Origin of the sequence: Rhodococcus sp. NPDC058639 (genome assembly GCF_042717545.1) — a bacterium.
In the GTDB taxonomy this organism is placed as follows: domain Bacteria; phylum Actinomycetota; class Actinomycetes; order Mycobacteriales; family Mycobacteriaceae; genus Rhodococcus.
The window spans coordinates 50754-65034 of the sequence record NZ_JBHXRF010000002.1 but is presented as its reverse complement, the minus strand read 5'-3'; the positions used below and the strand labels follow the sequence as shown (position 1 = coordinate 65034).

Sequence of the window (14281 nt, the reverse complement as noted above, 5' to 3'; positions counted from 1 at the left end):
CACCGCAGGAGCCGCTCCGGCGACACCCTGACGCTTTTCTTCGCTTACCTTGGTTCGCGTGAGTGCCCACGACCTTCCGATCGATCTCCGACGCGCCCTCGTCGCCGCAGCGCGTACACCGCGACTGCTGGTGGCAACCGACTACGACGGCACCCTCGCGCCGATCGTCGCCGACCCGGGGCAGGCGTATCCCCGGGCCGACGCCGTTCGCGCCCTGCGTGGACTCGCCGCTCTTCCTTCGACATCCGCCGCGGTGATCTCCGGCCGATCGTTGAAGGATCTCGCCGCGCTGTCGCGTCTGCCCATCGAGGTGAAGCTGGTCGGTAGCCACGGTTCCGAGTTCGACATCGGTTTCATCAACGAGATCGATCCCGAAGCCAAGCAACTGCTGACCGTGCTCGTCGACGGACTCGCGTCGGTCGCCGACAAGTTCGAGGGCGTACACATCGAGACCAAGCCCGCGAGCGTCGCTCTGCACGTGCGCAACGCATCCACGGAAGATGCCGAGCGCGCACTCGAGATCGTGCGCGGCGACCTCGCGCTGCGTCCGGGCGTGCAGGCCACCGAAGGCAAGTCCGTGATCGAGTTGTCGGTCGTGGCCACCGACAAGGGTGCGGCCCTCGACCTCATCCGACACCAGGATGCCGCGACCGCGGCGATCTTCTTCGGCGACGACGTCACCGACGAGAAAGCATTCGAGTCACTTCACGGTCCCGACGTGGGTGTGAAGGTCGGCGACGGCGACACCGCCGCGGAGTACCGGGTCGGCACCACCGAGGACGTCAACTCGGCCCTCGCGCTTCTCCTCGAGGAACGTCGCACGTGGTTGTCCGGTGCCAATGCCGCACCTATCGAGCGATTGACGATGCTCGCGAGCCCCCGATCCAAGGCGCTCGTCACCCCGGACGGCACCATCACCTGGATGTGCCACCCGGAGCCGGACTCGGCCGCGCTGTTCGCCCACCTGCTCGGCGGAGAATCCGCCGGCCACTTCACCATCGGCCCCACCCGCGAGTCGCTGCCGCTGAGCCAGCGCTACGTGGACTCCACGATGACTGTCGTCACCCGCTGGGCTGCCCTCGCCGTGATCGATTACCTGCCGCACGACGTCGAGCCGGGCAGAACCGACCTCACCCGGGTGATCACCGGCCGCGCGACCGCACTGGTGACCTTCGCGCCGCGTCCCGAGTTCGGACAGGGACAGGTGACCTTGGAGGTCACGGACGACGGAATCCGGGTGACGGGTTTCAACGAGCCCTACGTTCTCCGATCCCCCGGCGTGCGCTGGGACATCACCACCGACGGCGCGCACCAGTCGGCGCACGCCGTCGTCGACCCCTCCCAAGGGGACGTCGTGCTCGAACTTCGTTGCGGTACAGATGATCTGAGTGAGCATCCGGTGCCCCACGAGGAGCGCCGCGCCCAGGCCGAAGCGTATTGGAGCACGTGGGCGAACAACCTGGAACTGCCGCCCCTCAAGCCGGATCTGATGAAGCGCTCGGCTCTGACCCTGCGCGGCCTCGTCCACGCGCCGACCGGGTCGATCCTCGCAGCGGCCACCACGTCGCTTCCCGAGGAGATCGGCGGGGTCCGCAACTGGGACTACCGCTACTGCTGGCTGCGGGATGCGGCGCTGACCGCACAGGCACTGGTGCGAGTCGGATCGCTCGAAGAAGCCGAGAACTACCTCGATTGGGTGCACGGGGTGCTCGAGACCCTGCCCGGACCGGAGCGACTGCATCCGCTGTACACGCTGGCAGGTGGCGCGCTGCCTCCGGAGGCTGTTCTCGACAGCTTGCCGGGGTACGCCGGTTCGCGCCCCGTTCGCGTCGGCAACGCGGCGAACCAGCAGGTTCAGCTCGACGTGTTCGGTCCGATCGTCGACCTGATCTCCGAACTCGCGCATCGGCGCGAGGAGCGGGGCGTGGCCCACGAGCAGGCACTCACCGACCGCGATTGGGAACTGGTCTGCGCCATGGTGCTCGCGGTCGAGCGCCGCTGGTTCGAGCCGGACCACGGCATCTGGGAGATCCGCGACAATCCGCGGCACCACGTGTATTCGAAGGTCATGGGCTGGCTCACCGTCGACCGCGCACTCACCCTCGCGGAGAAGTTCGGTCGTCCCGCCGGTGAGGGCTGGGCCGAGCTTCGTCGCGAGATCGCCGAAGAGGTCAAGGAGAAGGGCTGGAACGAAGACGTCCAGTCGTACACCGCGGCGTACGACGGTACCGATCTGGACGCGGCGACGTTGTTCATCGGGCTGACCGGACTGGTGGACCCGGACGACAAGCGATTCCACGCAACCGTGCAGGCAACCGAAGCGGAACTACGCAGCGGGTCGACGGTGTACCGGTACCGGCACGACGACGGGCTCCCCGGCACCGAAGGCGGTTTCCACCTCTGTGCCGCGTGGCTGGTCGGGGCGTATCTCCTGATCGGGCAGCGGAACGATGCCGAGGCGCTGTTCACGCAGCTCGTCGCCGCCGCAGGCCCGACCGGCCTGCTCAGCGAGGAATACGATCCTGTGGCGGAACGCTCGCTCGGCAATCATCCGCAGGCCTACAGCCACATCGGTCTGCTGCGGTGCGCGCAGTTGCTGTCCGGTCCGCCGCGCTGAGAGACGGTTATTCGGCGTACCACTCGCGCTCGACGGCGCCGGAGGTCTTGCCGAACCAGAGCTGGGTATCGAGCGTCTCCAGCACCGGAACGCCGGAATGCGCCGGGGCGGCGAGCAGTAGTTCGCCGGCCCGGCGCCCCTTGTCCTTCTGCGGCTGACGCACCGTGGTGAGTCCTTCGCGCAGCGCTTCGTCGATCCCGTCGAAGCCGGTGATCGACAGGTGGCCCGGCACATCGAGCCCCGTCTGGTCGGCCCACGCCAGGGCGCCGAGCGCGAGAACGTCGGTCGTGCACATCAATGCGGTGATCCTGGGGTTGACGCTCATGATCTGCGCCGCGCCCGACAGCCCGTTTTCCGAGGTGTGCGTGTAGCGCTCGACGACGGTGAGCGAGGCCGGATCCAGCCCGCCCGCCCGCATCGCGTCCTGTACTCCGAGGATGCGCTCGTGCTGCACGTGGAATCCGCCGGCCTCGAGGGTCGACAGATCGACGACACCGTCGTGGCGCTCGCGCCCGAGTCGCATGGACACGATGCCGATGTGCCGGTGGCCGAGTCCGATGAGGTGTGCGGCGAGATCCCGCATGGCGCCCCGGTCGTCGATGCCGACCACAGGGGTGTGGTCGAAACCGCGCGGCTGGTCGCACGCCACGACCGGCAGGTTCCGTTCGAGCACCGCGGCCAGGTACGGATCTTCGGGCGGCACGGAGTAGACGACGAACCCGTCCACCGACGATCGGTGCACGACCTGCGCGGCTTCGGTGTCGGCGCGTCCGGGACCGGCGGGGATGAGCAGCAGACCTTGCCCGGCTGCCTCGCAGGCCTCCGACAGGCCGGACAGAAATCGCATGGCGGCGGGGTCGCGGAACGAGTAGCTCAGCGCCTCGGTGAGAAGAACGCCGACAGCACCGGCCTTGCGGGTGCGCAGGGACCGCGCCATCGGGTCCGGGCCGGCGTACCCCCGGCGTTTGGCCACGTCGAGAACACGTTGGCGCAGTTCCGCGGACAGCTGGTCGGGCCGGTTGTACGCGTTCGACACCGTGGTGCGGGAGATCTTCAGTTCGGCAGCGATCGAGGCCAGCGTCGCCTGTCGGCGGGGCTGACGGGACCTGGGCATGAGGGGACCGTAGTCCTGTGGGTCTCGTCACGGCGACGCGGGGACGGCGTAATTCACCTTCTCGACCCGCTAAAGTGGAACGGTAACGATTACCAATAACGATTGGGCGCGCCTCCGGGGCCGTTCGTCGACTCTCGATCAGGAGAAGACCACAGTGCGTTTGTCCTCCCGTACCGCGCTCGCGGCCGCTGCCGTGGCTTGCGCGACCACTTTGGCCGCGTGCGGGTCCGCGACCACAGGATCCGATGACGAGGACACCCTGCACGTAGTCGCCTCCACCAACGTGTGGGGTTCCGTCGCCCAAGCCGTGGCCGGAGACCGTATCGAGGTCGAGTCCCTCATCACCGAACCGTCGGCCGACCCGCATTCCTACGAGGCGAGCCCGCTCGACGCGGCGGCGATCAGCGACGCGTCGCTCGTCGTCTACAACGGTGGTGGATACGACCAGTTCGTCGAGGACATCCTCGAGTCCGGCAGCGGCAACCCCGCGACCGTCGAGGCGTTCGCGCTCTTCGAATCCGGCGAAGGGTCCGATCTGCACGCCGACCACGACCACGAGGACACCCACGACACCGCGGATAGCCACGACTCCCACGAGGCCGCCGGTACCGACGACACGGCGGGCAGCACGGGTCACTCGCACGACGGGCACGACCACAGCGGCGTCAACGAGCACGTCTGGTACGACCTCGCGACCGCCGATGCGGTCGCGCACGCCGTCGCCGATCGCCTCACGGAACTCGATCCGGAGGGTGCCGCCACCTACGAAGCCAATGCCGCAGCGTTCCACGACAATCTGCACGCCGTCGCCGATCGCGTGGCCTCGATCGCCGCGGACCATCCCGACGCCCCGGTCGCGCAGACCGAATCCATCGCGACCTACCTGGTGACCGCCGCCGGACTCCGCGACGAGGTACCCGCAGACTTCGCGAATGCGATCGAGAACGGCACCGACCCGTCGCCCGCCGCCATTGCGGCCACCCGGCAATTACTCCTCGACAAGCAGGTCCGCGCACTGCTGTACAACCCGCAGACCGAGGACAAGGTGAGCCGTGAGATGCGCGCGGCAGCAGAGGCGTCGGGTATTCCTGTCGTCGAAGTTTCCGAAACCCTGCCCGACGGTGTCGACTACATTCAGTGGCAGACCAGGACAGCCGAGGCACTCGCTTCCGCACTCGACACCGAATCCTGACCACCCGCTCGAGAACACGGACTCCGGTGAACTCTTCGACACCCGACCGCGCCCACGCGGTCGAACTCCGCGGCGCGCGCCTGGCATTCGGCGATCGTGTGCTCTGGGACGATCTCGATCTCACTATCGAACCGGGCGAGTTCGTCGCCGTCCTCGGACCGAACGGGGCGGGCAAAACCTCCCTGCTGAAAGTCCTCCTCGGCCAGTTGCCGCTCAGCGGCGGGACCGCGACCATCGCGGGATCACCGGTGCGTGCCGGTAATTCGCATCTGGGCTACGTGCCGCAGCAGAAGACACTCGACGAGGGTGTCCCCCTGCGCGGGCGCGACCTGGTGGGTCTCGGCGTCGACGGTCACCGCTGGGGCACCGGGATCCGTTTCTGGAAGCAACGAAAAGTCGCGGTGGACGCGGCACTCGCGCAGGTGGGAGCCGAGGCATACGCCGGGGCTCCCATCGGCGCCCTGTCGGGCGGTGAGCAACAACGTCTGCGTATCGCGCAGGCGCTGGTCGGCGATCCCCACGTCTTGCTGTGCGACGAGCCGTTGCTCAGCCTCGACCTCGCCAACCAGCACCTCGTCTCGTCGCTCATCGACCGGCGCCGTCGCGACCACAACACCGCCGTCCTGTTCGTCACGCACGAAATCAATCCGATCCTCCCGCTCGTCGATCGCGTGCTCTACCTCGTGGACGGTCAGTTCCGCATCGGCACGCCCTCCGAAGTCATGACCTCGGAGGTTCTTTCGGAGCTCTACCGCACCGACGTGGAGGTCCTCGAGGTGCGTGGGCGCCTCGTCGTCATCGGTACCGGGGACGCCATCGACGCGCTCGGCAGCGCCGGCGGTCTGCGTCCCGGCGAGGGCGTTCACCATCACGAACACGAGGACGACGCATGAGCAGCAAGTTCACCGACGCCATGGGACGGCTGTTCGACTTCGACACCACCGCCGACCTCCTGCAGTACGACTTCGTCCAGCAGGCTCTCGTCGCCGGTGCCATCCTCGGTCTCCTCGCCGGGATCATCGGCCCGTTGATCATCAGCCGGCAGATGGCGTTCTCGGTCCACGGCACCTCCGAGTTGTCCCTGACCGGTGCGGCCGCCGCCCTGCTTCTCGGCGTCTCCGTCGGGCTCGGTGCCGTGGTGGGCGCGGTGATCGCCGCGATCCTGTTCGGCATCCTGGGAACCCGCGCGCGCGAACGAGACTCCGTGATCGGTGTGGTCATGGCGTTCGGCCTCGGACTGGCCGTGCTGCTGCTCTGGGCGTACGACGGCCGGACCGGCGCGGCGTTCTCACTGCTGACCGGTCAGATCGTGGCGCCGGGAGGAACGGGCATCACTCTGCTCGCGACGTGCGCGGTGGTAGTCATCGGCACCCTGATCTTCATCTACCGTCCGCTGCTGTTCGCGAGCACCGACCCTGAAGTCGCCGCCGCGCGTGGCGTGCCGGTCCGGGCACTGTCGATCGTCTTCGCTGTGCTCGTCGGGGTTACCGCGGCTCTCGGCGTGCAGATCGTCGGCGCCCTGCTCGTGATGGCGCTGCTCATCACACCGGCCGCTGCCGCCTCCCGCGTCGTGAGCGGACCGCTCGCCGCAACCGTGCTGTCGGTGATCTTCGCGGAGATCGCCGCGGTGGGAGGAATCCTCCTCGCGCTCGCGCCCGGAGTCCCCGTGTCCAGCTTCATCACGACCATCGCCTTCGTCATCTACCTGGTGTGCCGGATGATCGGGTCGTCGCGCAGGCGACGGGGCGTCGGCCGCACCCCGTCCGCGAGCACCGTCCGGCACTGACGACCAGGTAGCGGACAATCGTCCGATGCGGTCCCGTAACAAGATTCTGCACGCCACCGTCGCACTGATCGGGGAGGTCGGCTTCGAAGGCGTGACCATCGCCGGCGCCGCACACACTGCCGGCGTGTCCCGGCAGACCGTGTACTCGATCTTCGGGTCCCGGGAGGAACTCGTGTCCCAGGCCGTCGCGGGAGTGGCAGTGGAGGCACTCGCGGGGATCCACACGTGCCTCCGACATATCGAAACCCCTGCCGACTACGTCGTCGAACTCATCGTCGCGAGCCGGACCGTCGTGCGCGACAACGCCATCCTGGGCGCGTTGCTGCGCTCGGAACGAGAAAATCCGGTGTTCGACAACGGCATGGTCGCGCGGGCGAAGCCTGTCGCGCGCACCCTGTTCGCGCCGCTGGTTGCCCGGCACCCCGAGGTGGAATCACAGCTCGAGGACATCATCGAGATCTCGCTGTTCCTCGGGTTGTCCGTGGTGCTGTTCGACGACGAGGCGGTGCACTCCGACGACGAACTCAGACGCTTCCTGACCCGGTGGCTCGGACCGGCGCTGTCGCATACCCGACCCGAAGCAGGACCCGGATCTTGACACTACGGCCCGCGAGTGTCTAGTTTTGCGAAGCCTCCGGGGCCGACTGTCCGAAGACTCCCGAGGTCGACACGACCATCCGGGGGATCACTTGCCACATGTCACACGCCGGGCTTTTCTCGCCGGAGCCGCAGTCGCCGGATTGTCGCTCGCAGGCACTGGGGTCGCCCCGGCCGCACCGGGCATCGCAGCGCGGGTGAACAGGGTCCCGCTCACGCGGGAAGAACACCGCGTGGTCGTCGTCGGATCCGGGTTCGGAGGTGGCGTGACGGCGCTACGGCTGGCACAGGCCGGCGTGCGCGTCACCGTCCTCGAACGCGGAATGCGGTGGCCCACCGGACCGAATTCGACGACCTTCCCTCGAATCGACGCACCCGACAAGCGGATGCTGTGGCACCGGTCGAATCCCGAACTGTTCGGCCGCACGCACGTGTTCGAGCCGTACACCGGTCTCGTCGAGGCGGTCGCCGGTGAGAACATGACTGCCTTGTGCGCAGCCGGCGTCGGAGGCGGGTCGCTGCTGTATCAGGGAATGTCGTTGCAGCCCAGCGAGTCCGTGTTCGAAGCGAACCTCCCGAACGAGCTCGACTGGGCCACCCTGGACCGTGTGCACTATCCGCGAGTTGCGCACATGCTGCAGCTGGCCGTCGCACCCGACGAGCTGGTGGCGAGCCCCCACTACAAGACCTCCCGGATCTTCGCCGAGCGCGTGAAACGAGCGGGCCTGCCGCTCGACAAGATCCCGATGCCGATCGACTGGGACTACGCACTGGCCGAACTTCGCGGCGAGATGCGGCCGTCGTACACCGACGGGTCCGGCGCATTGGGTGTCAACAACGGTGGCAAGCACTCGGTCGACGTCACATACATCGCCGCGGCCGAGCGGACCGGCCTGGTGACGGTGGAGACGCTCCACGAGGTAACCGACGTCGCACGCGCCGCCGACGGGCGATGGACCGTGCACGTCGACCGGATCGACACCACCGGCGCGGTGGTCGAGAACAAGATCCTCACGACCGACGCCCTCGTACTGTCCGCGGGCAGTCTCAACACCACCCGCCTTCTCGTGCGCGCTTCGGCTCACGGCCGGATCACCGACATGCCCGACGAACTCGGCGGCGGGTGGGGGTCGAACGCGGACCGCATCTACCTCTGGACCAGTCTGGAAGACAGCTTCGGCGCAGTGCAGGGCGGCCCGGTGGTGTACGGCAGCAAGAATTGGGACGACCCGAACAACGCGTTCACCGTCATCCAGGCGTCCATCCCGTCCGCGTACGGACTCGACACCCGCAGCACGGTCATGGTCGGCTTCGGCGTCAGCGCGGGCCGAGGACATTTCGTCTACGACTCCGGCCGCGACGATGCGATCCTGCGGTGGCCGAAAGACGGTGACGCGGTAATCCAGAACGATCACATCGATCCCGCCGCCCGCAAGATCGCCGGACCGAACGACATCCTGACGGACACGAACACCGTTGTCCCGTCCACCTGGCACCCCCTCGGCGGAGCGAGTATGGGAACCGTCTGCGATCTCGACGGGCGGGTGCTCGGGCAGCGCGGCCTGTATGTACTCGACGGGGCACTCATGCCCGGCAACACCGCCGCCTGCAACCCTTCGATGACGATCGCCGCCGTTGTCGAGCGCGCGCTCGACGACATCGTCGCGCGCGACGTGGGCGTCGTCTTCTGACAGCACTTCCGCTCGGCGGAGCGTCGCGCAAGCGCGGATCGGTTGCGGCCACACCGGGCCCTAGACTTGTCTCGTGCCTCGCATCGACCTCAACAGCGACCTCGGTGAAAGCTACGGCCAGTGGCGGCTCGGTGACGACGAGACGATGCTCGGACTCGTCTCCAGCGCGAACATCGCCTGCGGATTCCATGCGGGCGACCCCTCGACGTTGCTCGACACCTGCCGGGCCGCCGCAGAACGCGACGTGCGGATCGGCGCGCAGGTGGGATATCAGGACCTCGCCGGCTTCGGCCGGAGGTTCATCGATGTGACGCCGGCCGAACTCACCGCCGAAGTGATCTACCAGATCGGCGCTCTGGAGGGCCTCGCGCGGGTTGCGGGTTCGTCCGTCAGTTACATCAAACCGCACGGCGCGCTGTACAACGCGGTAGTGCACCATCGCGAGCAGGCTCGCGCCGTGGTCGCCGCGGTGTGCGCGTACGACAATTCGCTGCCGATTCTCGGCCTGGCCGGGTCGGTGCTGCTCGACGAGGCCGAACGCGCGGGGTTGCCGGTGGTCACCGAGGCGTTCGCCGATCGCGCGTACACACCCGAGGGCACACTCGTCTCCCGGCGCGAACCCGATGCGATCCTCCACGATCCGGACACGGTGGCGCGACGAGTCCTGCGCATGGTGACGGAAGGTGTGGTGACGGCGCTCGACGGCAGTGACGTGCCCGTCACCGCTCGGTCGGTGTGCATTCACGGCGACTCCCCCGGCGCCACCGCGATGGCTGTTGCCGTACGTGCTCTGCTCGACGCCGAGAGCATCGGTATCGAAGCATTCGCATGAGGGACGATCGATGAGGATCCTGCCGAACGGAGACGCTGCGCTGCTCGCCGAGTTCACATCGCTCGACGACGTGCTCGCGCATTACCGGGCGCTCGACGCAGACCGGCCGCACGGCGTCATCGACCTCGTCCCCGCCGCCCGGACGGTGCTGGTTCGCTTCGAGCCCCGGGAGATTCGCGGAGACACCGTGCGCCGATGGATCACCGAGACCCCACCGGCAGATGCGGACACCGTCGTCGCCGACGAGGTCGTGATCGATGTCCGGTACGACGGCCCCGATCTCACGGAGGTCGGTGAGAGGACCGGACTGGGCGCGGACGGCGTGATCTCGGCACACACGGGCCGGGTCTGGACCGTCGCCTTCGGTGGGTTCGCTCCCGGATTCGCGTACCTCACCGGAGGTGACGATCGTCTGCAGGTTTCCCGGCGCGAGTCGCCGCGCGTCGCGGTTCCGGCCGGAGCCGTGGGGCTGGCCGGCGAGTTCTCCGGGATCTACCCTCAGCGGTCACCGGGAGGATGGCAACTGATCGGGACCACCGATGCCGAACTGTGGCAACCGGATCGGACCCCTGCGGCCTTGCTCCGGCCCGGTGCCCGCGTCCGGTTCCGGCCGGTCCGGCATTCGCGGGTGACAGGTTCGTCTGCGCCCGACGCGCAGCCCACGGATGGGTGACGGCGCCGTGCGCCGAAATGGGGCGGTGGCGTGGTTCGAGGTTGTCTCCCCCGGTGTTCTCACGACAGTCCAGGATCGCGGTCGCCCCGGCCACGGCGGAACCGGACTGACCGCGTCCGGCGCTGCCGACCGGACGGCGCACGATGCGGCGAACCGGTTGGTGGGCAACCACCCCGGTGCCGCCACCCTCGAGGTCACCGCCGGCGGGCTCGTGGTGCGGAGCGTCGGCGCGATGATCGTCGCGGTGACCGGGGCGCGTGCCGACGTCACCGTGAACGATCGCCCGCGGGGTGACTGGTCGCGGATTCACCTGAGCAACGACGACGTGCTGGCGATCCGGCCACCGTCGATCGGACTGCGGTCCTACCTCGCCGTCCGCGGAGGCATCGATGTTCCCGAGGTACTCGGGAGCCGGGCAACCGACACGCTGTCGAACACCGGTCCCGCTCCCGTTCGGGCGGGTGACCGTCTTGCGGTGGGCGCACTCGCCGACGCCCTGCCTGTCGAAGAACAGTTCCCCCCGCCCGCCGAACTGGGCGATCCGGTGGAACTCGGGGTGAGCCTCGGCCCGCGCGACGACTGGTTCACTCCGGCCTCCGTGCGCGCCCTGCTGCGGGAACGCTGGACGGTGACGCCCCGGCTCGATCGGATCGGCATCAGGTTGCGGGGCACCGGACCGCTCCACCGGTCGCGGCGGGCCGAGCTTCCGAGCGAGGGAATGGTTCCCGGTGCACTACAGGTACCCCCGGAGGGGCACCCGGTGCTGTTCCTCGCCGATCATCCCGTCACGGGTGGATACCCGGTGATCGCAGTGGTGGCGCGCGCCGATCTCCCCCTCGCAGCACAGCTGCGGCCGGGCCACCGGGTGCGGTTCTCCGTCACCCGGTAGCTCTCGGCCGCATGCTGTTTCGTCGGCGACGTCACTCGGAGAGAGGCGACAGCCTGCCGTCGATCATTTCCAGTACGCGATCGCAGTGCACGAGCACGTCGTGGTCGTGCGTGACCATGATCGTGGCGACCCCGGCACGATGGGTCTCGTCTGCCAGAAGCTGCACGACGTCGTGGCTACGAGCACGGTCCAGCGCCGCGGTGGGCTCGTCGACGAGCAACACGGCGGGTTCGGTGACCAGGGCGCGAGCGATCCCCACGCGCTGACGTTCACCACCGGACAGCTGGCCCGGCCGCTTGTTCGCGCGGTGGGTCATGCCGACGGATTCGAGGAGCTCGTGAGGGTCGCGGCCGGGCCGTCCGGTGATCGTCGACATCAACCGCAGCTGGTCGAGCGCGGTCAGCGCCGGCAGCAGGTTCGAGGACTGGAACACGAACCCGATTTGATTGCGGCGGATTTCGGCGAGCTGACGACGCGGTGTGGCGGTCAGGTCTACGTCCCGCAGCACAACCTTGCCGGTGGTGGGATGCGTCAGTCCTCCGGCCACGGCCAGGAGACTGGATTTACCCGCGCCGGACGGACCGACGATCGCAACCAGTTCGCCGGGGGCGACTTCGAGGTTCACGTCGTCGAGTGCGGTGACGGTGCTGTCGCCGTCGCCGAACTGCAGACCGACATTTCGCAGGCTCAGGCCCGTGGTGGTGGTGAGGGCGCTCATCGATTCTCTCCCAGTGCCGTCAGGGGGTTGATACGGGTGATACGCACGATCGCGAGTCCGGCGCCGATGAGGCCGAGCACGATCAGCAACAGTGCGCCCTGCAGAATCGGGCCCGTTTGAAGCGAGAACGGCATGCCCGTTCCTTCGAGTCCGGAGCCGAGTCCGAGGCCGACGAGGACACCGAAGGCGACAGACACGACGAGAATGAGGGCTGCCTGGATGATGCTGTCCCGCATCAGGTATCCGGTAGACGCACCCATCGCGCGGAGGACCGCGAGTTCACGCAGGCGCTGAACCGTCCAGATGCTGAAGAACGCGCCGACGACCAGTGCCGAAATCGCGTAGAGGAACGCGATGATCATGGACATCGTCATCGTCTCCGCGGAGTAACCCGGTGAGGAGTCGAACGACTTCTCGACGGTCTTGCTCGCAGTGCCTGCTGCGGCGTCACCCGCGGCCAGGTCGGGAAGGGAGCCGTCCGTTCCCTGGATCGCGACGACACTCGCCTCCGTGTACGCCCGCGGTTCGGTGGCGGAGCCTTCGAGCGTGCCCGCGTTGATCTCCTGCCAGGTCGCCAGCGGCACGTACGCGATGTCGACGTGACCGAAGGTGCGCTTGTCCTGCGTGAACCCGACGACCTTCAGTTCCGTTCCGAGCCGGTCGACGGTCACGGTGTCACCGACAGCGACACCTTCGTCACGGGCGGTCTCGCTGAGGATGATGTCCCGCGGTCCGCTCAGCTGGGTGCCTTCGCCTGCGGTGGGTTCGAGGAAGGAGCCCTGCACAATGCCGAACAGTGTCAGGTCGATCGCCGTGCCGCTGCCGGTGTGAGCGTTGACGATGGCGTTGCCCATCAGTTCGGCGTGCTCGACGCCGGGCTGGGCCGCCCATGCTGCCGCCTGCTCTTCGGTGACGACGGACCGCGAGAATGCGGAGTCCGTCTTCGTGCCCTCCTGGAAGGCGAAAGCCTGAACAGGCGTCCGCTGCAGGCCCGAGACGCCGTCGTCGACGAGCCCGGACGACAGGCCGGAGAGGATGACCATCAACACGGAGATCAGCGCGATGACGGATGCCATCAGCAGAACACGTGTACGCGCGAACACCAGTTCGCGCACTGCGAGAAACATAGACGAGCTCCTGGGAGTCGGATCGATCGGGCGCCGGTGCCTGGGTCGGCACCGGCGGGAACGGAACGCAGGGCCGATTCCAACAGAACATTTGTGGCCCTGCCAGTAAGGTTTACCTACGACATCGTGTCGTTTCCTGCGCTCCGACCTTCTCGAAAACACCCTCTCACCAGCACATATTCCGGGCACGACCATGCATGATCGCGCGGCAAAATTAAATGACGACTTGTCGTCAAGGTAACGCCGGCCGAGCCCTCTCGGACCTCGCGGGCCCGTCGTTCCGACGTACGAGCCGCTCGCCGAACGCCCCGGGGTGTACCCTTCGAGCGGTCCCCGAAGTCCCCGACCGATCCCGGAGCAACACGTGCCTATCCTGAACGCCGGGCACACCGTGGCCGAGCACAAATCCGCCACCCGCACTCGTATCCTCAGCGCGTTCGCCGAGGTACTGGCCCGCGAGGGATGGGACGGCGCATCGGTGAAAGCCGTCGCCTCGCAAGCCGGCCTCACCCGCACGGTGATCTACAACTACTACGCCGACAAATCCGAGATGCTCCTCGCGTGGTCCGCCCACGAAATCGAGCGGTTTCTCGATCTGCTCACGCGCAAGCTCGCCGGCATGGACGATCCCCGCGACATGCTCGAGACCGTCGTCGAACTGGTTCTCCTCGAATTCGCCGGACCCCACCCCGTGACACCGCCCGTGATGAGCCTGATCCCGAATGCGACCAAGCTGGAGTTCACCTCGCAACTCAACGAACTCGAGGACGTGGTCTACCGGATCCTCGTCGAGGGCGAAAAGTCGGGAGTGTTCCGCCTGATCGACGCGCGGTCCGCGAGCCGGTGCATCCTGGGCTGCCTGGACCCCCACCGCCAGGTGCTGGCCGACGGCGGGCCGGTCGACGAGGTGATCTCGATGGTGGTCCCCTTCGTGATGGGAGCCGTGGGCGCCCTCGACCGTGACCCGCACGCCGAGCCGGGGTGTGCGGCAACGTGCGATGCGGGCGAGGAGAACTTGTCGTCCGACTCCTGATCGGAGACGGTT

13 protein-coding genes are annotated in these 14281 nt (G+C 67.8%); 10 read left to right on the top strand and 3 right to left on the bottom strand.

All coding sequences use genetic code 11. The annotated features are described in order from the left end of the window. The first annotated feature begins 58 nt into the window (after positions 1 to 58). Complete coding sequence (gene otsB, locus ACFWU2_RS03265; RefSeq protein WP_378600534.1) at positions 59 to 2617, top strand: trehalose-phosphatase; 2559 nt, start codon at positions 59 to 61, stop codon at positions 2615 to 2617. A gap of 7 nt (positions 2618 to 2624) precedes the next feature. On the opposite strand, the gene ACFWU2_RS03260 is transcribed toward otsB, so the two are convergent. Beyond that, positions 2625 to 3731 carry a substrate-binding domain-containing protein gene (locus ACFWU2_RS03260; RefSeq protein WP_378600531.1) on the bottom strand — a complete coding sequence of 369 codons (1107 nt, stop codon included), beginning with the start codon at positions 3729 to 3731 and terminating at the stop codon, positions 2625 to 2627. A 154-nt stretch (positions 3732 to 3885) separates the two neighbouring features. Here ACFWU2_RS03260 and ACFWU2_RS03255 point away from each other — a divergent pair, with 154 nt between their 5' ends. The 8 genes from ACFWU2_RS03255 (at position 3886) to ACFWU2_RS03220 (ending at position 11391) form a co-directional block, all read left to right on the top strand. Next, a complete protein-coding gene (locus ACFWU2_RS03255) occupies positions 3886 to 4923 on the top strand; it encodes a metal ABC transporter solute-binding protein, Zn/Mn family (RefSeq protein WP_378600528.1) in 1038 nt (345 codons plus the stop codon). Positions 4924 to 4949: 26 nt separating this feature from the next. Further along, positions 4950 to 5816 carry a metal ABC transporter ATP-binding protein gene (locus ACFWU2_RS03250; protein ID WP_169622760.1) on the top strand — a complete coding sequence of 289 codons (867 nt, stop codon included), beginning with the start codon at positions 4950 to 4952 and terminating at the stop codon, positions 5814 to 5816. Then, a complete protein-coding gene (locus tag ACFWU2_RS03245; RefSeq protein WP_378600523.1) occupies positions 5813 to 6709 on the top strand; it encodes a metal ABC transporter permease in 897 nt (298 codons plus the stop codon). Before ACFWU2_RS03250 ends, ACFWU2_RS03245 begins: the two co-directional genes overlap by 4 nt. Positions 6710 to 6734: 25 nt before the next feature. Further along, the gene (locus ACFWU2_RS03240) at positions 6735 to 7307 is read left to right on the top strand and encodes a TetR/AcrR family transcriptional regulator (protein WP_378600520.1); all 573 of its coding nucleotides are present in this window, start codon (positions 6735 to 6737) and stop codon (positions 7305 to 7307) included. A gap of 91 nt (positions 7308 to 7398) precedes the next feature. Beyond that, positions 7399 to 8997 carry a GMC oxidoreductase gene (locus ACFWU2_RS03235; protein WP_378600517.1) on the top strand — a complete coding sequence of 533 codons (1599 nt, stop codon included), beginning with the start codon at positions 7399 to 7401 and terminating at the stop codon, positions 8995 to 8997. A gap of 73 nt (positions 8998 to 9070) precedes the next feature. Next, complete coding sequence (locus ACFWU2_RS03230; RefSeq protein ID WP_378600514.1) at positions 9071 to 9829, top strand: LamB/YcsF family protein; 759 nt, start codon at positions 9071 to 9073, stop codon at positions 9827 to 9829. Positions 9830 to 9839: 10 nt separating this feature from the next. Further along, positions 9840 to 10502, top strand: coding sequence for an allophanate hydrolase subunit 1 (locus ACFWU2_RS03225; RefSeq protein ID WP_378600511.1), 663 nt, complete (start codon positions 9840 to 9842; stop codon positions 10500 to 10502). After that, complete coding sequence (locus ACFWU2_RS03220; RefSeq protein WP_378600508.1) at positions 10495 to 11391, top strand: biotin-dependent carboxyltransferase family protein; 897 nt, start codon at positions 10495 to 10497, stop codon at positions 11389 to 11391. The genes ACFWU2_RS03225 and ACFWU2_RS03220 overlap by 8 nt, the downstream gene beginning before the upstream one ends. Positions 11392 to 11422: 31 nt before the next feature. Here ACFWU2_RS03220 and ACFWU2_RS03215 read toward each other — a convergent pair whose 3' ends face one another. Together ACFWU2_RS03215 and ACFWU2_RS03210 are read right to left on the bottom strand one after the other, a co-directional pair. After that, on the bottom strand, positions 11423 to 12109 hold the full coding sequence (locus ACFWU2_RS03215; RefSeq protein ID WP_378600505.1) for an ABC transporter ATP-binding protein: 687 nt from the start codon (positions 12107 to 12109) through the stop codon (positions 11423 to 11425). Next, positions 12106 to 13236: an ABC transporter permease gene (locus ACFWU2_RS03210; RefSeq protein ID WP_378600502.1), complete on the bottom strand. Its 1131-nt coding sequence runs from the start codon at positions 13234 to 13236 to the stop codon at positions 12106 to 12108. The genes ACFWU2_RS03215 and ACFWU2_RS03210 overlap by 4 nt, the downstream gene beginning before the upstream one ends. 364 nt (positions 13237 to 13600) lie before the next feature. Between ACFWU2_RS03210 and ACFWU2_RS03205 the strand changes: the two genes are divergently transcribed. After that, a complete protein-coding gene (locus tag ACFWU2_RS03205; RefSeq protein WP_378600497.1) occupies positions 13601 to 14269 on the top strand; it encodes a TetR/AcrR family transcriptional regulator in 669 nt (222 codons plus the stop codon). Positions 14270 to 14281: the final 12 nt, after the last annotated feature.